Annotated in this window: 14 protein-coding genes; 9 read left to right on the top strand and 5 right to left on the bottom strand. The window is 72.0% G+C overall.

Annotation, left to right across the window (positions count from 1 at the left end; genetic code table 11):
* Positions 1-227: 227 nt before the first annotated feature.
* Both ACFWPS_RS27735 and ACFWPS_RS27730 read left to right on the top strand, forming a co-directional pair.
* Positions 228-1,574: a S8 family serine peptidase gene (locus ACFWPS_RS27735; protein ID WP_383709197.1), complete on the top strand. Its 1,347-nt coding sequence runs from the start codon at positions 228-230 to the stop codon at positions 1,572-1,574.
* Between the two features lie 494 nt (positions 1,575-2,068).
* Complete coding sequence (locus tag ACFWPS_RS27730; RefSeq protein WP_383709194.1) at positions 2,069-4,510, top strand: SpoIIE family protein phosphatase; 2,442 nt, start codon at positions 2,069-2,071, stop codon at positions 4,508-4,510.
* Positions 4,511-4,612: 102 nt separating this feature from the next.
* Here the strand turns inward: ACFWPS_RS27730 and ACFWPS_RS27725 are convergent, their stop codons facing one another.
* Both ACFWPS_RS27725 and ACFWPS_RS27720 read right to left on the bottom strand, forming a co-directional pair.
* Complete coding sequence (locus ACFWPS_RS27725; RefSeq protein WP_383709193.1) at positions 4,613-6,067, bottom strand: alpha/beta hydrolase; 1,455 nt, start codon at positions 6,065-6,067, stop codon at positions 4,613-4,615.
* A 402-nt stretch (positions 6,068-6,469) separates the two neighbouring features.
* Positions 6,470-7,510 (bottom strand): LacI family DNA-binding transcriptional regulator, encoded by a 1,041-nt coding sequence (locus tag ACFWPS_RS27720; protein ID WP_383709191.1) that lies wholly within the window; start codon positions 7,508-7,510, stop codon positions 6,470-6,472.
* 448 nt (positions 7,511-7,958) lie between these two features.
* Between ACFWPS_RS27720 and ACFWPS_RS27715 the strand changes: the two genes are divergently transcribed.
* A complete protein-coding gene (locus tag ACFWPS_RS27715) occupies positions 7,959-9,095 on the top strand; it encodes a sugar ABC transporter substrate-binding protein (protein ID WP_383709189.1) in 1,137 nt (378 codons plus the stop codon).
* Between the two features lie 18 nt (positions 9,096-9,113).
* Here the strand turns inward: ACFWPS_RS27715 and ACFWPS_RS27710 are convergent, their stop codons facing one another.
* A complete protein-coding gene (locus tag ACFWPS_RS27710; RefSeq protein ID WP_383709186.1) occupies positions 9,114-10,061 on the bottom strand; it encodes an AraC family transcriptional regulator in 948 nt (315 codons plus the stop codon).
* A gap of 210 nt (positions 10,062-10,271) precedes the next feature.
* Between ACFWPS_RS27710 and ACFWPS_RS27705 the strand changes: the two genes are divergently transcribed.
* Complete coding sequence (locus tag ACFWPS_RS27705) at positions 10,272-11,168, top strand: MBL fold metallo-hydrolase (protein ID WP_383709183.1); 897 nt, start codon at positions 10,272-10,274, stop codon at positions 11,166-11,168.
* 35 nt (positions 11,169-11,203) lie between these two features.
* Here ACFWPS_RS27705 and ACFWPS_RS27700 read toward each other — a convergent pair whose 3' ends face one another.
* Together ACFWPS_RS27700 and ACFWPS_RS27695 are read right to left on the bottom strand one after the other, a co-directional pair.
* Positions 11,204-12,532: a hypothetical protein gene (locus ACFWPS_RS27700; protein ID WP_383709306.1), complete on the bottom strand. Its 1,329-nt coding sequence runs from the start codon at positions 12,530-12,532 to the stop codon at positions 11,204-11,206.
* A gap of 178 nt (positions 12,533-12,710) precedes the next feature.
* Positions 12,711-15,017 carry a (Fe-S)-binding protein gene (locus tag ACFWPS_RS27695; protein WP_383709180.1) on the bottom strand — a complete coding sequence of 769 codons (2,307 nt, stop codon included), beginning with the start codon at positions 15,015-15,017 and terminating at the stop codon, positions 12,711-12,713.
* Positions 15,018-15,252: 235 nt separating this feature from the next.
* On the opposite strand from ACFWPS_RS27695, the gene ACFWPS_RS27690 reads away from it, so the two are divergent.
* From ACFWPS_RS27690 to ACFWPS_RS27670, 5 genes are all read left to right on the top strand, one after another.
* Entirely contained in the window at positions 15,253-16,272 is a 1,020-nt protein-coding gene (locus tag ACFWPS_RS27690; RefSeq protein WP_383709177.1) for an MraY family glycosyltransferase, read from the top strand.
* 94 nt (positions 16,273-16,366) lie between these two features.
* Positions 16,367-18,208 (top strand): molecular chaperone DnaK, encoded by a 1,842-nt coding sequence (gene dnaK, locus ACFWPS_RS27685; RefSeq protein WP_383709175.1) that lies wholly within the window; start codon positions 16,367-16,369, stop codon positions 18,206-18,208.
* Complete coding sequence (grpE, locus tag ACFWPS_RS27680; protein WP_383709172.1) at positions 18,205-18,858, top strand: nucleotide exchange factor GrpE; 654 nt, start codon at positions 18,205-18,207, stop codon at positions 18,856-18,858. Before dnaK ends, grpE begins: the two co-directional genes overlap by 4 nt.
* Before the next feature lie 36 nt (positions 18,859-18,894).
* Positions 18,895-20,070 (top strand): molecular chaperone DnaJ, encoded by a 1,176-nt coding sequence (gene dnaJ, locus ACFWPS_RS27675; RefSeq protein ID WP_383709171.1) that lies wholly within the window; start codon positions 18,895-18,897, stop codon positions 20,068-20,070.
* 5 nt (positions 20,071-20,075) lie between these two features.
* Positions 20,076-20,522, top strand: a complete 447-nt coding sequence (locus tag ACFWPS_RS27670; RefSeq protein WP_383709304.1) for a heat shock protein transcriptional repressor HspR — start codon at positions 20,076-20,078, stop codon at positions 20,520-20,522.
* The last annotated feature ends 49 nt before the right edge of the window (positions 20,523-20,571 follow it).

Raw genomic sequence — 20,571 nt, 5'->3', positions numbered from 1 at the left:
GGGTGCTGTTCGACGAAGGAAGACGGAAAGGCTGCGGTCCGGGTTCCAGCCTTGTGCCCGACGTCGGTGCGGTCAATGGTGGGTTACCACGGGGTAAAGGGTTCGGCATCGTCCGTTCAACGTACTTGATCTGTGCATGACCCGTTCGATGAGATGCGCGAAGACCACGTCGAGATCTCTCCGGAGACCGAGACCACTTCGTGAGACTCCGAACCACAGGGGGATTCATGCACATAGCCCGTACCGGGCGGGCCGTCGCGGCCGCCACGTCCGTCGCCGCCCTCGCGGCCACCGCGCTGACGGCCGCCGCGCCCATCGCCGTACCGCACACCTTCGCGGTACCGGCCGTCGTCGGGCACACCCTGGTGCACGGTGTGAGCAGCCCGCTCTCCAGCGAGCAGTGCCAGGCCAAGTGGCAGATCAACTGCTACAGCCCGCTCCAGTACCGCACCGCGTACGACCTGAACGCCCTCTACCGCAAGGGTGTTACGGGCAAGGGGCGCACCATCGTCATCGTCGACTCGTACGGCTCCCCGACCGTGCAGCACGATCTCGACGTCTACAGCAAGCAGTTCGGGCTGCCCAGCACCAAGGTGAAGGTCGTCAAGTGGGGGCACGTCCCCGCCTTCGACCCGAAGAACTCCGACATGACCGGCTGGGCCGGCGAGACCACCCTGGACGTCGAGATGGCGCACGCGGTGGCGCCCGCCGCGAAGATCGTCGTCGTGGAGACGGCGGTCTCCGAGACCGAGGGCACCACCGGTCTGCCGGAGATGATGGACGCCGAGAAGTACATGATCGACCACGGTGTCGGCGACGTCATCAGCCAGAGCTTCGGCGCCACCGAGAACACCTTCCCCGGCTTCGCCAAGGGCGACTTCTCCAGCATCAAGAAGCTGCGGTACGCCTTCCAGGAGGCCAACCGCAAGCACGTCACCGTGCTTGCCGCCTCCGGTGACGGCGGCGCCACCGACCTCCAGGCGGACGGCAAGACGTACTACAACAAGCGCGTCAACTCCTGGCCGTCCTCGGACCCGTTGGTCACCTCGATCGGCGGCACCCAGCTCCACCTGGACGACAAGGGCAACCGCGTCAAGCCGGACAGCGTCTACAACGACTACGGCTCCGGCGGCGGCGGCCAGTCCCACGTCTTCACCCGCCCGTCCTTCCAGAACGGCGTGAAGAAGGTGGTCGGCACCCGCCGCGGCACCCCGGACATCTCGATGTCCGCCGCGGTCAACGGCGGCGCCTGGATCTACTCCAGCTTCGACCCGACCGCCACCGGCTGGGACGTCAGCGGCGGCACCAGCGAGGCCACCCCGCTCTTCGCGGGCATCGTCGCCCTCGCCGACCAGGCCGCCGGCCACCGCCTCGGCAACATCCAGAAGCGGCTGTACGACCTCTCCTCCTACCACTCCAAGGGCACCGGAATCGTCGACGTCAACGACGGCACGAACAACAGCTACCAGGGCGTGACCGGCTACAAGGCCGTCAACGGCTACGACCTCGCCACCGGCGTCGGCACCGTGGACGCCCTGCGCTTCGTCCCGGCCCTCGTCAAGCAGAAGCCCTGACACTCCCCGCACCACACGGACGACGGCCCGGGTCCCACACCCGGGCCGTTCCCGTCCCGCCCCGGCCGTGCCCTCGCCCTCACCGGCGCCCTGGGCCTCGGTCGTGCGTGTCCGCGCGGTTGTGCGCTTGTCCTCAGCGGCGTCCTCAGCCTCGGCCGTGCGTGTCTCCGCGGCCGCGCCCCTTCCTGAGCCGCGCCCTCTTCCTGAGCCGCGCCCTCTTCCTGAGCCGCGCCCCTTCCTGAGCCGCGCCCTCTTCCTGAGCTGTGCCCTCTCCTCAAGCCGAGCCCCCTCCTTGACCCACACCCTCCGCCTCAGCCGCCGGTGCCGTCGGGTGGGCGGGGGCGGTGCAGGTGACGTGTGGGGGTGGGCGAAGGACGATGGAGTGGAGGTGTGAGGGCGACGCGGTGAGACCGGCCGGCTGCGATGTCCCGTGGCCTCCTCGGCGTCCGTCCGGGGCCACGGCGGCCGAGCCGGCAGAACGGGCGGTGACCGGCATGCGTGATGCCACCCCGATCGGCGGGAGCGGCGCCGTACCGCCCGACCCGGTGGATCCGGTGGACCCGGCCACGGTGGTCGTCGACGACCGGGGAGTCGTGACGGGATGGAGCGCGGGCGCCGAGCGGCTGCTCGGCTACCCCCGTCAGGAGGCCGTCGGCAGCCCCTTCAGTCGTCTGATCGCCTCGGAACCAGGCGGCGGGGACGGCGTCACGGACCTGACCGGGGCCGCGACGACGGCCCTGCTCCGGCACCGGGACGGCCGGCCCGTGGCGGTGCGGGTGCGGGCGTATCCCTCGGTCGACCGGGAGGGCCGTGACCAGCGGCTCCTCGTGGTGACCCCGCCGGAGCCGGCACAGCCGGCACAGCCGGACGCGGTGACGGGGGACGAGGCGTTCGCCCAGTGCCGGCTGCCCGTGATGGTGTACGACTCCGCGCTGCGGGTCGTGCGGGCGAGCGCCGGTGCCGTACGCGAACTGGGCCTGCCCGAGGAGCGGATGCGCGGTCTGCCCGTCACCGACATCGTGCCGTCGCACCTCTGCCACCGGATCGAGAACGGCATGGGCCGGGTGTTCGCGACGGGCGAGCCCGAGGAGTTCCACATCCGGGGCCGGGCCCGGCCGGACGCCCCCGAGAAGGTCTGGTCCGTCACCGTCTCCCCGCTCGTCACACCGGCGGGGCAGGTGCGGCACGTGGAGGTCGCCGCGCTCGACGTCAGCGAGCAGTACCTGGCCAGGGAGCGGCTCGCCCTGCTGAACGACATCAGCGCCCGGGTGGGCAGCACCCTGGACGTGATGCGCACGGCGCAGGAGATGGCCGACGTGACGGTGGACCGGCTCGCCGACTTCATCACCATCGACCTGCTCGACTCCCTGTACCGCGGCGTCGAGCCGAAGCCGTCCGGCACGGGCCGGGTCCCGCTGCGGCGCGCGGCACAGCAGTCCGTGCTGCGCGGTGCGCCCGAGGCGGTGATCGAGCCGGGAGACGTGGACGACTACCCCGCGTCCGCACCCCCCGTCCGCTGCCTGGCCACCGGCAGGTCCTCGCTGCACAACACCGGGGACGAGGCGATCCGGGCCTGGGAGCTCGCCGATCCCGAGCGGTCGTGGGTGGTCCGCAGGTTCGGGATCCACTCGATCATGGTCATTCCGCTGCGGGCCCGCGGCATCACCATCGGGGTGGCGGTCCTCGTCCGGCACCGGCGCGAGGAGCCGTTCACCCGCGACGACCTGCTGCTGGCCGAGGAGATCGCCGCACGCGCCGCCGTCGCCGTGGACAACGCCCGCCGGTACACCCTCGAACGCGGCACCGCGCTGGCCCTGCAGCGCAGCTTGCTGCCCCACCGGTTCTCCGCCCAGGACGCGGTCCAGGTCGCCCATCGCTACCTCCCGGCCCGGACCCGGGCGGGGCCGGGCGGCGACTGGTTCGACGTGATCCCGCTCTCCGGCGCCAGGGTCGCGCTGGTGGCGGGCGACGTGGTGGGCCACGGGCTGCGGGCGTCGGCCACCATGGGACGGCTGCGGACCGCGGTGCGCACCCTGGCCGACGTCGACCTGCCCGCCGACGAACTGCTCACCCACCTCGACGACCTGGTCACCCTCCTGGCCGCCGAGGAGGAGAGCAGCGCGGAGCACGAGCCCGACCTCGAACCCTGCAGCGATCTCATCGCCACCTGCCTGTACGTGGTCTACGACCCGGTCTCCCGCCGGTGCACGGCCGCCAGCGCGGGCCACCCGCCACCCGCCGTCGTCGGACCGGACGGCCCGGCGTACTTCCTCGACGTGCCGCCCGGCCCGCCGCTCGGCGCGGGCGGGCTGCCCTTCGAGACCGCCGAGCGGGAGCTGGCCCCTGGCAGCCTGCTCGCGCTGTACACCGACGGCCTGCTCCAGGGGCCCGGGCACGACCTGGGCGACGGTCTGGCGCGGCTGCGCCGCTCCCTCGACCGGGCCGCCGCCCGGCCGCTGGAGGCGCTGTGCGACGAACTGCTCCGCACGCTGCTGCCCCCGCAGCCCCAGGACGACGTCGCCCTGCTCGTCGCGCGCACCCGGGCGCTCGACGCCGACCGGGTGGCCACCTGGGACCTGCCCTCCGACCCGGCCGTGGTCGCCGACGCCCGCGCCCGGGTACTGGCCCGGCTGGAGGCCTGGCACCTGCCGGACGTGGCGTTCACGGCCGAGCTGGTGGTCAGCGAACTCGTCACGAACGCGATCCGCTACGGGCAGCCGCCCGTCCAGTTGCGGCTGATCCGGGGCGCCGCGCTGCTCTGCGAGGTCTCCGACGGCAGCGGCACCGCCCCGCACCTGCGCCGGGCCCGCACCTACGACGAGGGCGGCCGCGGCCTGCTGCTCGTCGCCCAGCTCGCCCGCCGCTGGGGCACCCGCCACCACGCCGGCGGCAAGACCATCTGGGCCGAGATCGGACTCACCGGGCCGGACATGTGACGGTGCCGGTCACGGCGGCGGTCACGGCGGTCACGGGGGCGCCGCGACCGCCGCGCCGCCTGTGACCGCCGCGCCGCCCGGGAAGGCAGCCGCCGCCCGGCCTCAGCCGCGCCGGGCGTCGCCGGCCGCCGACTGCGCACGGCCGCTGTCGGCCGCCGACTGCGCACGGCCGTCGCGGCCGACCGTCAACCTCGCAGGCTCGTACGGCACATAGGCCGCCCCGTCCAGGCCGAGCGCGGTGGCGGACCGCTGGAGCGCGTCCGGCGTCGCGGCGTCGTCCCAACGGCCGGTGTCCACACGGTGTTCGAGGGCGTGCAGCGAGGCCACGGTCTCGGCGGTGGTGAACGCGCAGTGGCCCTGCCGCTCGACATACGCCTGCCGCAGCAGCGCGCCGTCACCCGAGGCGCGCACCCGCTCGGCGAAGCGGTTCTCCTGCTCCACCGGGACCAGGTTGTCGGCGGTGGTGTGGACGTCGAGCAACGGCACCTCCAGTCCCTGGCCCGCGGAGGACGTCTGCCGCGCGGTGCGGACCGCCGCGGGATCGGCGGTGATCGCGGCGCCCGAGGTCAGCGTCCGCAGGTCGGCGCCCAGGTCGAGACCGGCCGCCGTGTACAGGGCGCGGACCTGGGGCGCGTGTTCGGAACCGGCGAGCAGACCGGCGTAGTCGACGCCCTGGTTCCAGGAGTTGTCGCCGCCGACCGACTGCTCGACGGCGTACCGGCCGCCCTCGACGAACGCCAGGATGCCCTGCGCGAACCAGTCGTACTGCTGTGCCTCCTGGCCCGCCCAGTCGGTCGCGGCCGGCCTGGCCTTTCCGGGCGACCAGGCGGGCAGGTTGAGGAAGGCGGCGGCGAGTGCGATCCGGGCCCGGCCCTGCGGGGTGGCCTGCGCGGCGGTGACCGCGTCGGTGAGCTGCTTCGCGACGGCGGCCGCCGCGTCGGCGGAGCCGAAGCGCACCAGCTGCACGTCCGCGGCCGGCAGCAGCAGCCGGGCGATGGCGTACTCGGCGTCCAGCTGGTAGTTGTCCAGGTCCGTGGCGCCCGCGACCAGGCCGCACTGGCCGAGCGCGCCGTCGATGCGGCCGCCGCCGTCCCGGGCCAGCTGCGCGTTCACGAGCCCGCCCATGGACTGCCCCACGGCGAGCGTGCGCCGCGGCGTGCCGATCTTCGCGGTGACGGCGTCGAGGGTGGCGAACTGGTCGCGCTCGGCGCTGTCCAGGGCCCACATCGACCCATGGGGGTCGTACGACGACCCCGCCAGCGCGTAGCCCTCGGCGAGCAGTTCGGTGCGGACGGCGTCGGTGGGGGCGTCCCTGGCGACGGTGGGGCCGAAGCCGTGGCTGAACAGCAGCAGGGTGCCGTTCCACTGCTCGGGTACGTCCGCGATCCAGGTGGCGCCGTCGGAGAGGGTGCCGGTCAGGCTGCCGGCGGCCGGCGTGTCCGCCCGGGCGGCGGGTGCGGGCAGGGTGGTGAGGGCCGTGGCGGTCAGTGTGGCCAGGGCGGCCAGGGCGATGCGCAGTCGGGTGCGGGAGGCGCGGGTGCGGGTGCTGGCGGACATGGAAGCGGCTCCTTGCGCGCGGGGGCGACGGACGGGGGAGCGGTGCTCTGTGCGCTGAGCGAGGGCATCGAGGAATGTAGGGCTCATTTATTGCAGCCGTCAATGCATTGCACAACATGGGTGCCCGCCGCGCCTGCCGCCGTACCCCCGCAGGCCGATCCGCCGGGCGGCGCCCCGCCCGCGACCGCCTGCCGCGATGAGTTCCGGGTGCGGCGGGGCCTGTGCCGGTGAGTCCCGCAAGGCGTGCAGGGCGTGCAGGGCGTGCAGGGTGTCGTACGAGCCGGTCGGCACGAGACGTCGCGGAGTACGCCATGACGGGCGCGCCGGACGGTCCGACCGGCCACCGCCGCGCCGCCCGCCCGGCACTGTGCCCCCGCCTCCCGCGGCCGCGCCGGCGCGGGGTCAGCGCACCCGTGCCGTGGTCCCCCGGACGACCAGGGTGGGCGCGAGGACGATCTCGCGAGACTCGGTGCGGCCCTCGTCGAGGCGTTCCACGGCGGCCGTCACCGCATGACGGGCCTGTTCCCGGGCGTTCTGGCTGACCGTGGTGAGGTTGAAGCAGCTCAGCCGGGCCAGGGTGTCGTCGTCGTACCCGGCGACGGAGACGGTGCCGGGCACGTCCACCCCGGCCGACCGGAAGGCGGTCAGCAGGCCGATGGCGCTCTGGTCGTTGTACGCCACGACGGCGGTCGGCAGCGCGCCGTCGTCGAGGAGGCGCCGGCCCGTCTGCTCGCCGGTCTCCTCGGTGCTGCCGCCGGGCAGGACCCGGACGTGCTCGTGGAGGCCGTGCCGGCGCATGGCGTCCCGGTAGCCGCCGCGCCGGTCGGTGGCGATGACGCCCCTGCCGCCGTCGACGTAGGCGATCGCGCGATGGCCGAGGCCCACCAGGTGGTCGACGATCTGGCCGACGCCGTCGTCGTCGGCGGTGCGGACGACGTCGAGACGGGCGCGGGCGATCCGGCGGCCCACGCTGACGACGGGTGCCCTGCGGTCGAGGTCGGCGAGGGTGGCGGCGGGGGCGACCGGGCCGAGCAGGATCAGCGCCTCGCAGCGGAACGCCAGCAGCGTCTCCACGGCCGTGCTCTCGTCGCGGGTCCGGGTCAGGGCGCTCAGCACGAGGTCGTAGCCGACCTCCTCGGCGGCGGTGTGCAGGTGCTCGACCAGCTCCGCATGGAAGGGGCTGTGCACGTCGACCATGACGCCGAGCAGCCTGCTGCGCCTGCTGGCCAGGGCGCTGGCCGTGCGGTCGGGGCGGTAGCCGAGCTCGGCGGCCGCCTTCAGGACCCGCTGCCGGGTGCGCTCGCTGGGGCCGGCCACGCCCCGCAGCACCAGGGACACCGAGGCCGTCGAGAGGCCGACGCGGGCGGCGACGTCCTCCAGCCGGGGGCGCGCGGCCGACCCTCCGGTGCCGCCCGCCGGGACGGTGGAGCCGGGCTGGTCCACACGGCCTCCCGTGGATTCGCGACGACGAACGCCCTTGTCATCTGCCTGTGAGGGCACTGATGATAGCAGTTCTTAAAACGCTTCAAGGCGCATGGCCGCCGGGCGGTGGCGACGATACCGAGGAGTAGCAACCGCGAAGACCGCGAAGATCGCGAAGGTGTTGCGAAGGTGCTGCGGAGGTTGCGAAGTCCCGGATGCGGACGGCCTGTTGCCCGGCAGGCTCCGCCAGGGCCCCTCCGTGGTCCACGGCCCGGCGCCCCGGCGAACTCCCGTCGTGCCGGCCTGAACTGCGAGAACACCGTGCCGGTCGCCGGTCCCGGGGTGGCACGCGCGGCACGCTCCAACTGCCTTGTTGTCCTTACGTCTTGACGTACCCCGCCACTACGCGTTTGCTTCCTTCACACCATCGGTTGCGCATGACGCTCCCCCCATCTGGAAGGCGCCTGATGTGAGTGTTCCTACCCTCTGCGGGACCCCCCTGCCCCGCCTCGCGACAACCCTGGCCGCCGCCGCGTCCGCTCTCACGCTCACCGCGTGCGGCGTCGTCGACGGCATCGGCGGGAGCGGCGACTCCGCCGCCCCGACGAAGGGCGACGACATCACGGTGGGGCTGCTCCTGCCGGACAAGGACACGGCCCGCTTCGAGGCCTTCGACCGCCCCATCTTCACGAAGGAGGTCACCTCCCTCACGCACGGCAAGGGCAAGGTCGACTACGCCAACGCCGGGGCGAGCAAGGAGAAGCAGAGTCGGCAGTTCCAGGAGATGGTGTCCAAGAAGGTCGACATCATCGTGGTGGACGCGCTGGACGCCGCGGCCATCGCGCCGGACGTCAAGAAGGCGAAGGACGCGGGCATCCCGGTCATCGCCTACGACCGGCTCGCACAGGGCCCGATCGACGCCTACGTCTCGCACGACAACGAACTCGTCGGCGAGGTCCAGGGCCGCGCCATCCTCGAGGCGCTCGGCGGCAAGGCGGCGACCAGCAGGATCGTCATGATGAACGGCGACCCCGCGGACCCGAACACGGGGAAGTTCAAGGAGGGTGCCCTCGCCGAACTCAAGGACAAGGTCCACATAGCCGAGCAGTACGACACCGACAAGTGGTCGCCCGAGGTCGCCGAGGCGAACATGAAGAAGGCGATCAGGGCCGTCGGCCTGAACAACATCGCCGCCGTCTACTCGGCCAACGACGGCATGGCCGGCGCCGTCATCGACGCGCTGAAGCAGGCGGGCGCCACCACGATCCCCCCGGTGACCGGGCAGGACGCGAACCTGGACGCGGTGCAGCGGGTCGTCTCGGGCGAGCAGTACATGACCGTGTACAAGTCGTTCCTCGAGGAGGCCACCGACGCCGCCGAGATGGCGGTGTACAAGGTGCAGGGCCGTGACATCCAGTACGACGCGCTGACCCAGGACAAGGTCGACAGCCCGACCCGGAAGGACATCCCGGCGACGCTGGTGCCGGTGGTCTCCCTCACCAAGGACAACATCAAGGACACGGTGATCGCGGACGGCGTCTACACCGTCGCCGACATCTGCACCCCGGCGTACCGGTCGGCGTGCGCCGCGATCGGCCTGAAGTAGGTGGGAAGGGGGCGGCGATCAGGCCGCTGAGCCCTGACGGCCCTGCACCTCTGTGCGAAACCGCCCCGGAGTCGCTCCGAACTCCCGCTTGAAGGCGTGCGAGAGGGCGTAGGGAGTGCCGTAGCCGACCCGGCGGGCGACGGCGGCCAGGGGCTCCTCGGTGTCGCGGAGCAGTGTGGCGGCGAGGGTCAGGCGCCACCAGGTGAGGTACGTCATCGGGGCCCGGCCCACCAGGCCGGTGAACCGGCGGGCCAGGGTCGGCCGGGAGACGCCCACCTCGGTGGCGAGGCGGTCGTTGGTCCAGGCGGCGGCCGGGTCCGCGTGCAGCGCGCGCAGCGCGGCGGCGGTGACCGGATCGGTCAGCACGGCCGGCCAGGCGCCGGTCGCGCCCTCGGCCATCCAGGACCGGATCATGTAGACGAACAGCAGGTCCAGCAGGCTGGGGACCACCGTGCCCGCCCCGGGCCGCCGCGCGTCCAGCTCCCGGCCCAGCAGGTCGATCGCCGCCCGGAGTTCGGGGTGGCTGCCCACCCGGTTGGGCAGGTGGACGGCCTCGGGCAGCTCCGCCATGAGCGGGTGGGCGCGGCTGCGGTCGAGCCGGTACTTGCCGCACAGCAGCTCGACCCCGCCGTACGCGCCGTGCTCCCCGTACGCCGTCCGCTCGGCCGGCCCCTCGTCCGCCGCCCAGCGCTCGAACGGCACCGCGCTCCGCACGGCCGCCGCGTCGGCGGGGGAGTCGGCGAGCACATGCCCCGTGCCGTGCGGGAGCAGCACCGCGTCTCCGGTGCCCAGCGAGACCGGGGCACCGCCGTCGGGAAGCAGCCAGCAACTCCCCCTCAGTACGACGTGGAAGCCCGCGCCCTCGTACGGAGCCAGCCGTGTGCACCAGGTGCCGCTCACCCGCACCCGGTTGGACGAGGGCTGTCCGACCCTGACGGCCGCGATCGCGTCGCTCAGCACATCCACGGCGGCAGGCTATCCCACTGTGCTCAGGGGTGAGCAGGACGCGTATTCCGATGAGCCCTGTGAGCATTGAGGCGCTCGCCGGGCGCTCCTAGGGTCGATGCCATGGAGAGCGAGAATTCCCGGAGCATCCCGAGCATCCCGAGCATCCCGAGCAGTCCGAGTACCCGGAGCGGGAGTTCCGGACGCGACGATTCCCGGCGCGGGAGCCTCATGCACCGCGCCGTGCTGGGGGACGTCGAGGTCATCCGCGTCGTCGAGTGGCAGGGGCCGTTCGCGCCGGCCCGCACCCTCCTGCCGCAGTCGACCGGCGAGGTCTGGGCGGACAACGCGGACTGGCTGGCGCCGGACCACTGGGACCCGTCGGCCGACCGGGCGGTGGTCGCACTGGGCACCTGGGTGCTGCGCAGCGGCGGACGGACCGTGCTGGTCGACACCCCGGTGGGCAACGGGCGCGAGCGGCCCGGCTCGCCCGGGTTCCACCAGTGGCAGGGCGACTTCCTCGGGCTGCTGGCCCGGGCCGGGGTGCGGCCGGAGGACGTCGACGTCGTGGTCAACACCCATGTGCACGCCGACCACGTCGGCTGGAACACGGTCGGCGTGGAGGGCGGCTGGGCGCCCGCGTTCCCCAACGCCCGGTACTTCGTCCCGACCGCCGACGACTTCCACTTCGGGCCGGAGAACGGGTACGGAAACGGGGTGCGGGAGGACGACCGGCTGATCTACGAGGACAGTGTCGCGCCGCTCCACCGGGCCGGTCAGGCCGTCCTGTGGCACGGCGCCCACCGCATCGACGAACACCTCACCCTGGAGTCGGCACCCGGCCACACCCCCGGCTCCTCGGTGCTCCGGCTCGCGTCGGGGAGCGACCGCGCGGTCTTCGCCGGCGATCTGCTGCACAGCCCGGTGCAGATCCTCCACCCGCAGTGGAACAGCTGCTTCTGCCTGGACCCCGCGCAGGCGGCGGCCAGCCGCCGCCGGATCCTCGAACGGGCCGCCGCCACCCGTGAACTGGTCATCCCCGCGCACTTCGGCGGACCGGGCGTGGTGGAGGTCCGCAAGGAGGGCGAGGGCTTCGCGCTCGGCCCCTGGACGGCCTTCGCGCCCTGACGGTCCGCGCGGATCCCGATGTTCCGTGGCCTTCGTCAGGCGGGCGACCTGGCGGGGGTCTCGCCCCCGGCCGGCCGAGGGGGCGGCGGGGCCGCCAGGAACTCCACCACGGCCAGCACGAACAGCAGGCACAGGGCGATGCCGACCACCACCCAGCCGGTGGGGTACGACCACAGCAGGTAGACCAGCACCGCCACGGCCACCAGGACCCAGGTGATCCAGGTGCGGTACCGGCGCACGAAGGGGCCGACCGGGCCGGTGCGCAGTCCGGCGCGGTCGGCGGTGCCCCGTACCGCGCCGATCCCGGACGTCCACAGGCCCCGGACCAGCCCGGCGTACCGGCCGGGGCCGGTGAGCCAGGCCGCCAGGGCGACGACGACGGCCAGGGCCACGACCATGCGCACTCCGGTGCGCAGGAAGTGGGTCAGCGCGTCGTAGACGGCGGCCGCCGCGCCCGGCGAGACGCTCGCGGGCAGCCGGTCCAGGTAGAACACGCGGAACACGCGCAGCCCGATGCCGAGCAGCCCGGTGGTGACGGCGCCCCCGAGGCAGCCCGCCACCAGGGCCCGGCGCCGCCGGACCGCGAGCAGCACCCCGGCGGCGACCAGCAGCACGGCCAGTACGGGCAGCCAGTTCCCGGCGAGCTGGAGCAGCCGTACGTAGGTCTTGACCTTGCCGACCTGGTCGGACCTGGCGAGGGTGAAGTCGGTGTGCACGGCGGGGATGTGCTCGGCGGGGGTCAGTCCGGCGTCCACGAGACGCTGCTTGACCTGGTCCACGAGGGGGCCGATGTCGAGGGTGACGCTGTCGTTCGTCAGCTGCACCGCGCCGCCGCCGCTGCCGGTGAGGGCCTTGTCGAGGCTGCTGTGGATCCGGCGGTTGGCGTCGGTCCAGACGGTCCGGAACGCGTCGGACGCGGCGACCTCGCGGGCCTTGTCGTGGACGAAGCTGCGCACGGCTCCTTCGAGCGCGTCGCCGAGTCTGCCGCCCAGCGCCTGTTGCAGCCGGGGCCGGTCCGCGGGGGCCACGTCGGCGAGCAGGGCGGGCAGGTCGAGGTGGCTCATGAGCGCGTCGGTGGCCCGGTTGGCCACGGCGTTCTGCACGTCGGGGTCCGAGGCGAGCGGTGCGACCGTGCTGACGTAGCGGTCGGTGTCGCCCACCTGGTCCGCCGCCCACGAGGCGACCACGGCGAGCGGGGCGAGCAGGCAGCCGACGACGACCAGGACGACGGCGAGGAGGGACCTGGCGTGGTGCCGGGGCGGCCGGGCCCGCTCCTTCTCCAGGGCCGCGACCCGGGCCCGCAGTTCCCGGACGTCGTCGGACCGGCCGGCTTCGCCGTCCGCGTGCGCGCTGTCCTCCGTCACCCGTACCTCCAGGTCGCTCCGCTCCTCCTCCAGCCGAACCGCCGGGGAGCCCGCGCGCGAGCAGGAGTGGGCCGTCCGGGTCACGGCGCGGCCGGCTTCCGGGGGCGGAGCTGTCCTGGGAACAGCACAGCGCCCTCCGGCCCGCTGGGGCCGGAGGGCGCTGTGCGTACGGAACGGGTTACTTCACCGGCTCGGGCTCAGGAGCGCTCTCCTGCTCCGTCTCGCCCGCCGGGTCGACCGGGGTCCGGACCGAGTCGAGGAGCAGCTGGGCCACGTCCACCACCTGGATGGACTCCTTGGCCTTGCCGCCCGCGGCGGAGCCGCTGTCGGCTGCAGCCTTCTTGCCGTTGACCGAGTCGGTCAGCATCACCAGGCAGAACGGGCAGGCCGTGGAGATGATGTCGGGATTGAGGGACAGGGCCTCATCGACACGCTCGTTGTTGATGCGCTTGCCGATCCGCTCCTCCATCCACATCCGCGCGCCACCGGCGCCACAGCAGAAGCCGCGCTCCTTGTGGCGGTGCATCTCCTCGTTGCGCAGGCCCGGGACGCTGGCGATGATCTCGCGCGGCGGCGTGTAGATCTTGTTGTGGCGGCCCAGGTAGCAGGGGTCGTGGTAGGTGATGATGCCCTCGACCGGGGTGACCGGGACCAGCTTGCCCTCGTCCACCAGGTGCTGGAGCAGCTGGGTGTGGTGGATGACCTCGTAGTCGCCGCCGAGCTGCGGGTACTCGTTGCCGATGGTGTTGAGGCAGTGCGGGCAGGTGGCGACGATCTTCTTCGCCGACTTCGGCTTGCGGGACTCCTCGGTCACCTTGCCGTCGTCGTCGAGTTCCTCGCCGAACGCCGTGTTCAGCGCCATGACGTTCTCCATGCCGAGCTCCTGGAACAGGGGCTCGTTGCCGAGGCGGCGGGCGGAGTCGCCGGTGCACTTCTCGTCGCCGCCCATGATCGCGAACTTGACGCCCGCGATGTGCAGCAGCTCGGCGAAGGCCTTGGTGGTCTTCTTGGCGCGGTCTTCGAGGGAGCCGGCGCAGCCGACCCAGTACAGGTACTCGACCTCGGTGAGGTCCTCGATGTCCTTGCCGACGACCGGGACCTCGAAGTCGACCTCCTTGAGCCACTCCAGGCGCTGCTTCTTCGCCAGGCCCCAGGGGTTGCCCTTCTTCTCCAGGTTCTTGAGCATCGTGCCCGCCTCGGACGGGAACGCGGACTCGATCATCACCTGGTAGCGGCGCATGTCGACGATGTGGTCGACGTGCTCGATGTCCACCGGGCACTGCTCGACGCAGGCGCCGCAGGTGGTGCAGGACCACAGCACGTCCGGGTCGATGACGCCGTTCTCCTCGGCGGTGCCGATGAGGGGGCGCTCGGCCTCCGCGAGGGCCGCGGCGGGCACCCCGGCCAGCTGCTCCTCGGACGCCTTCTCCTCGCCCTCCGCGTTCTTGCCGCCGCCCGCCAGCAGGTAGGGCGCCTTGGCGTGCGAGTGGTCGCGCAGGGACATGATCAGCAGCTTGGGGGAGAGCGGCTTGCCGGTGTTCCAGGCCGGGCACTGCGACTGGCAGCGGCCGCACTCGGTGCAGGTGGAGAAGTCGAGCAGGCCCTTCCAGGAGAAGTGCTCGATCTGGGAGACGCCGAAGACGTCGTCCTCACCGGGGTCGGTGAAGTCGATCGGCTTGCCGCCGGAGGTCATCGGGAGCAGGCCGCCGAGCGAGGTCTCGCCCGTCGCGTTCCGCTTGAACCAGATGTTCGGGAAGGCGAGGAAGCGGTGCCAGGCGACGCCCATGTCGGTCTTGAGCGAGACCGTGATCATCCAGATGAAGGAGGTCGCGATCTTGATCATCGCCGTGAGGTAGACCATGTTCTGCAGCGTGTCGACGCTCGTGCCCCGGAAGGCCGCGACCAGGGGGTACGAGGCGAAGTACGCGGCCTCGTAGCCGTGCACGCCGGCGAGGGCGCCCTCCAGGCCGCGCAGGGTCATGATGGCGAGGCCGATGATGAGGATCACGGCCTCGACGAAGTAGGCCTGGCCGAAGTTCGAGCCGGCGAACCGGGACTTGCGGCCCGGCCGGCGCGGGTGGCTCAGCTGCCGGATGACGATGAGCGTGAGGATGCCCAGCGAGGTCATCGTGCCGATGAACTCGACGAACATCTCGTACGGCAGCCAGTGGCCGATGACCGGCAGCGTCCAGTCGGCCTGGAACAGCTGGCCGAAGGCGTTGATCAGCGTCAGCACCAGGGAGAAGAAGCCGACGGCGACGAACCAGTGGGCGACGCCCACCACGCCCCACCGGTTCATCCGGGTGTGGCCGAGGAACTCCCTGATCACCGTGGCGGTGCGGGCGGTCCAGTCGTCGGTGCGGGTGCCCGCCGGGACGTCCTGGCCGAGCCGTACGAACCGGTAGATCTGCGCGATGGCGCGGCTGAACAGCGCGACGCCGACCACGGCGAGTACCAGCGACACGATGATCGCGGCGAGTTGCATGGGGGCTCCTCGGGCCTGCGAGGGGTCTCTTCGGGTCTCTTCGCGAGGATGCCCGAAATTACTAAGCGGTAACTTATGCAGTCGGTCTGAGACTACCCGCATCTTTACTCGCACTGTAGTCAGGTGCGGGGTGATCTGGATCGCTGAGGTCTGCCTGAGGCCCGCCTGGGCGGTACGCCCCAACCCGATCGTGTTATTCGTACAGAATTGTTACATTCAGGTCTAATTTGGACCCGTGCTCTACGGGATCGCCGCCGCCACCACCGCCTTCCTGCTCGCCGCCGTCCTCGCCGCGCTCGTCCGGCCCTGTGCCCTGCGGCTCGGGCTCGTCGACCGCAGGCGGGCCCGGCGGGTGCCCGCGCTCGGCGGCCTCGCCGTGGTCGGCGCCACCTGCCTGGTCGCGTACGCCGGCGACTGGACCGGGGTCGCCCCGCTCGGCACCGGCGTCGGGGAGCTGGTGGCCGCCGGGGGAGCCGTGGCGCTGCTCGGTCTTGTCGCCGACGTCTGGCGGCTCAAGACGCGGTTCCTGCTGTTCGGTACGGCGGTGGCGGCCGCGTGCGTGGTGCCGTACGGCGAGTTCGGCGCCGTCGGCGGGCTCCTCGGTGCCGGATGGATCGCCTTCGTCGCCGTCGCCTTCAAGGGGCTCGACCACGCGGACGGGCTGGCCGGAACCGTCGGGGTGGTGACCGCCTTCGGGACCGGGGCCTGTGCCGCCGCCGAGGTGATGGACGGGCTCGCCGTGCTGCTCAGCGTGCTCGCGGCCGCGCTCACCGGGTTCCTGATGCACAACTGGCATCCCGCGCGGATCGCCCTCGGTGCCACCGGCTCGCTGTTCGCCGGGTTCGTGCTGGCGGCGGCCGCGCTGGTCACCCGGACCGGGCACGAGCCCGCCGCGAGCGCGGGCGTGCTGTTCGCGCTCACCGCCGTCGCGAGCGCCGACGTGCTGCTCGTCCTGCTGTCGCGGCTGCTCGCCGGGCGGCCGGTGCTGCGGCGCGGGCCGGACCATCTCGTGCACCGGCTGCGGCGCCTCGGGCTCACCTCGCAGGGGGCGACCGTCGCCCTCGGCGCCGGATCCTTCGCCGGGGTGTTCGTCGCGGTGCTCGTGCACGGCGGCTGGGTCGGCCGGACCGGCGCCACCTGCGTCGCCTGCGTCACCTTCGGTGTCGTACTCGTACTCCTTCGGGTCCCGGTCTACGAGCCCCGGCATCCCGAATCGTCCCAGGTCGGCGGGCGCTTGCGTGTAAGGAGCGGATAAGACTTGAGTCTGCTCCACTCAGGTCTGTTGACCCAGGGCGAGGCTTGATGCACACTTGAGTCCGTTCCACTCAAGTCAGCTGGAGGAAATCACCATGGCACGTGCGGTCGGCATCGACCTGGGCACGACTAACTCCGTCGTCAGCGTTCTTGAAGGCGGCGAGCCCACCGTCATCACCAACGCCGAGGGTGCCCGGACCACGCCGTCCGTCGTCGCCTTCGCGAAGAACGGCGAAGTCCTCGTCGGCGAGGTCGCCAAGCGCCAGGCGGTCACCAACGTGGACCGGACGATCCGGTCCGTGAAGCGTCACATGGGCACCGACTGGAAGATCCAGCTGGACGGGAAGGACTTCAACCCCCAGCAGATCTCCGCGTTCATCCTGCAGAAGCTCAAGCGGGATGCCGAGGCGTACCTGGGCGAGAAGGTGACCGACGCGGTCATCACCGTCCCGGCCTACTTCAACGACTCCGAGCGCCAGGCGACGAAGGAGGCCGGCGAGATCGCCGGTCTGAACGTCCTGCGCATCGTCAACGAGCCCACCGCGGCGGCTCTCGCGTACGGCCTCGACAAGGACGACCAGACGATCCTCGTCTTCGACCTCGGTGGCGGCACCTTCGACGTGTCCCTCCTGGAGATCGGCGACGGCGTCGTCGAGGTGAAGGCCACCAACGGCGACAACCACCTCGGTGGTGACGACTGGGACCAGCGCGTCGTCGACTACCTGGTCAAGCAGTTCGCGGCCGGCCACGGCGTGGACCTCGGCAAGGACAAGATGGCCCTCCAGCGCCTCCGCGAGGCCGCCGAGAAGGCCAAGATCGAGCTGTCCAGCTCCACCGAGACCTCGATCAACCTGCCCTACATCACCGCCTCCGCCGAGGGCCCCCTGCACCTCGACGAGAAGCTCACCCGCGCCCAGTTCCAGCAGCTGACCGCGGACCTCCTGGAGCGCTGCAAGACGCCGTTCCACAACGTCATCAAGGACGCCGGCATCCAGCTCGGCGAGATCGACCACGTCGTCCTCGTCGGCGGCTCCACCCGTATGCCCGCCGTCGCCGAGCTCGTCAAGGAGCTGACCGGCGGCAAGGACGCCAACAAGGGCGTCAACCCGGACGAGGTCGTCGCCATCGGCGCCGCCCTGCAGGCCGGTGTGCTCAAGGGTGAGGTCAAGGACGTCCTGCTCCTCGACGTGACCCCGCTGTCCCTCGGTATCGAGACCAAGGGCGGCATCATGACCAAGCTCATCGAGCGGAACACGACGATCCCGACCAAGCGGTCCGAGATCTTCACCACCGCCGAGGACAACCAGCCCTCCGTCCAGATCCAGGTCTACCAGGGCGAGCGCGAGATCGCGGCGTACAACAAGAAGCTCGGCATGTTCGAGCTGACCGGTCTGCCGCCGGCCCCGCGCGGCGTCCCGCAGATCGAGGTCGCCTTCGACATCGACGCCAACGGCATCATGCACGTGACCGCGAAGGACCTGGGCACGGGCAAGGAGCAGAAGATGACCGTCACCGGCGGCTCCTCGCTGCCGAAGGACGAGGTCGACCGGATGCGCCAGGAGGCCGAGCAGTACGCGGAGGAGGACCACCGCCGCCGCGAGGCCGCCGAGACCCGCAACCAGGGCGAGCAGCTCGTCTACCAGACGGAGAAGTTCCTCAAGGACAACGAGGACAAGGTCCCGGGCGAGATCAAGACCGAGGTCGAGGCCGCCGTCGAGGAGCTCAAGGAGCACCTCAAGGGCGAGGACACCGCCGAGATCCGCACCGCCACCGAGAAGGTCGCGGCCGTCTCCCAGAAGCTGGGCCAGGCCATGTACGCCGACGCCCAGGCCTCGCAGGCCGCCGCCGGCGGTGCCGGTGCCCCCGCCGGTGACGCCGCCGACGACGTGGTGGACGCCGAGATCGTCGACGACGAGCGCAAGGACGGTGCCGCGTGACGGAGGAGACCCCGGGCTTCGAGGAGAAGCCCGACGTCCCCTCCGGCGCCACCCCCGACGACGCCGCGCCGAAGGCCGCTCCCGCTCAGGGGGCGGCCCCGGCCGGGGACTCCAGCGCACAGCTTGCCGGTCTGACGGCACAGCTGGACCAGGTGCGCACCGCGCTCGGCGAGCGCACCACGGACCTCCAGCGCCTCCAGGCCGAGTACCAGAACTACCGCCGCCGGGTGGAGCGCGACCGGATCACGGTCCGGGAGATCGCCATCGCGAACCTCCTGACCGAACTCCTGCCCGTGCTCGACGACATCGGCCGCGCCCGGGAACACGGCGAACTGGTCGGCGGTTTCAAGTCGGTGGCCGAGTCGCTTGAGACGGTCGCGGCGAAGATGGGCCTGCAGCAGTTCGGCAAGGAGGGCGAGCCCTTCGACCCGACGATCCACGAGGCGCTGATGCACAGCTACGCGCCGGACGTCACCGAGACGACGTGCGTGGCCATCCTGCAGCCCGGGTATCGCATCGGCGAGCGCACCATCCGCCCCGCGCGGGTGGCGGTCGCCGAACCGCAGCCGGGAGCGACGGCGGTGAAGGCCGAGGGGACCGAAGAGGCCCCCGCGGCCGACGAGAAGGACAACGGCCCTGAGGAGGGCTGACGTAATAAGTACCGAGTGGGAGGAGGGGCGTCGGGGATGAGCACCAAGGACTTCATCGAGAAGGACTACTACAAGGTCCTCGGCGTTCCCAAGGACGCCACCGAGGCCGAGATCAAGAAGGCGTACCGGAAGCTCGCCCGCGAGTTCCACCCGGACGCCAACAAGGGCAACGCCAAGGCCGAGGAGCGCTTCAAGGAGATCTCCGAGGCGAACGACGTCCTCGGCGACCCCAAGAAGCGCAAGGAGTACGACGAGGCGCGCGCCCTCTTCGGCAACGGCGGCTTCCGCCCGGGGCCGGGCGCGGGCGGCGGCAACTTCAACTTCGACCTGGGCGACCTCTTCGGGGGCAACGCGCAGCAACAGGGCGGCGGCGGTTTCGGCGGCGGCTTCGGCGACGTCCTGGGGGGCCTGTTCAACCGGGGCGGCGGCACGGCCGGCCGTACCCAGCCGCGGCGCGGCCAGGACATCGAGTCCGAGGTCACGCTGAGTTTCACGGAGGCCATCGAGGGCGCCACGGTCCCGCTGCGGATGTCCTCGCAGTCCCCCTGCAAGGCCTGTTCGGGCACCGGCGACAAGAACGGCACCCCGCGGGTGTGCCCGACCTGCGTCGGCACCGGCCAGGTGGCGCGAGGATCCGGAGGCGGCTTCTCGCTCACCGACCCCTGCCCGGACTGCAAGGGCCGCGGCCTGATCGCCGAGCACCCCTGCATGGAGTGCAAGGGCAGCGGCCGCGCCAAGTCGTCCAGGACGATGCAGGTCCGCATCCCCGCCGGGGTGACCGACGGGCAGCGCATCCGCCTGCGCGGCAAGGGCGCGCCGGGCGAACGCGGCGGTCCGGCGGGCGACCTGTACGTGATGGTCCACGTCGACACCCACCCGGTGTTCGGCCGCAAGGACGACAACCTCACGGTGACCGTCCCGGTGACCTTCACCGAGGCGGCGCTCGGCGGCGAGGTCAGGGTGCCCACCCTGGGCGGCCCGCCGGTCACCCTGAAGCTGCCCCCGGGCACGCCCAACGGCCGCACCATGCGCGCCCGTGGCAAGGGCGCGGTCCGCAAGGACGGCACTCGCGGCGACCTGCTGGTCACCGTCGAGGTGAGTGTCCCGAAGGACCTGTCGGGGAAGGCTCGTGATGCGCTGGAGGCGTATCGCGAGGCGACCGCGGGCGAGGACCCGCGGGCCGAGCTGTTCGAGGCCGCGAAGGGAGCATGACAGAGATGGACGGCCGTCGACGTAACCCGTATGAACTGACCGAGGAGACCCCGGTCTACGTCATCTCGGTGGCGGCCCAGCTCTCCGGACTGCACCCGCAGACGCTGCGGCAGTACGACCGCCTGGGCCTGGTCTCCCCCGACCGCACCGCCGGCCGGGGCCGCCGCTACTCGGCCCGTGACATCGAACTGCTCCGCACGGTGCAGGCGCTGTCGCAGGACGAGGGCATCAACCTGGCCGGTATCAAGCGCATCATCGAACTGGAGAACCAGGTCATCGCGCTCCAGCAGCGGGTCGCCGAACTCCAGGCGGCGGTCGACGGCGCGGCGGCCGCGATGCAGCAGCGCGAGGCCGCCGTCCACGCCTCCTACCGCCGCGACCTGGTCCCGTACCAGGAGGTGCAGCAGACCAGCGCACTCGTGGTGTGGCGGCCGAAGAAGGCGAAGGACTAGGCGCAGTCGATGTGCAGGGCCCGGAGGTTCGGCTGAACCTCCGGGCCCT

The organism is Streptomyces sp. NPDC058457, assembly GCF_042720695.1.
Classification (GTDB): domain Bacteria; phylum Actinomycetota; class Actinomycetes; order Streptomycetales; family Streptomycetaceae; genus Streptomyces.
This window is presented reverse-complemented; position numbering and strand designations above follow the sequence as displayed.

Coding starts and splice junctions, on each gene's coding strand:
- ACFWPS_RS27735 (WP_383709197.1), top strand. CDS start 228: ATGCACATAGCCCGTACCGGGCGGGCCGTCGCGGCCGCCACGTCCGTC.
- ACFWPS_RS27730 (WP_383709194.1), top strand. CDS start 2,069: ATGCGTGATGCCACCCCGATCGGCGGGAGCGGCGCCGTACCGCCCGAC.
- ACFWPS_RS27725 (WP_383709193.1), bottom strand. CDS start 6,067: ATGTCCGCCAGCACCCGCACCCGCGCCTCCCGCACCCGACTGCGCATC.
- ACFWPS_RS27705 (WP_383709183.1), top strand. CDS start 10,272: ATGCACCGCGCCGTGCTGGGGGACGTCGAGGTCATCCGCGTCGTCGAG.
- ACFWPS_RS27695 (WP_383709180.1), bottom strand. CDS start 15,017: ATGCAACTCGCCGCGATCATCGTGTCGCTGGTACTCGCCGTGGTCGGC.
- dnaK (WP_383709175.1), top strand. CDS start 16,367: ATGGCACGTGCGGTCGGCATCGACCTGGGCACGACTAACTCCGTCGTC.
- dnaJ (WP_383709171.1), top strand. CDS start 18,895: ATGAGCACCAAGGACTTCATCGAGAAGGACTACTACAAGGTCCTCGGC.
- ACFWPS_RS27670 (WP_383709304.1), top strand. CDS start 20,076: ATGGACGGCCGTCGACGTAACCCGTATGAACTGACCGAGGAGACCCCG.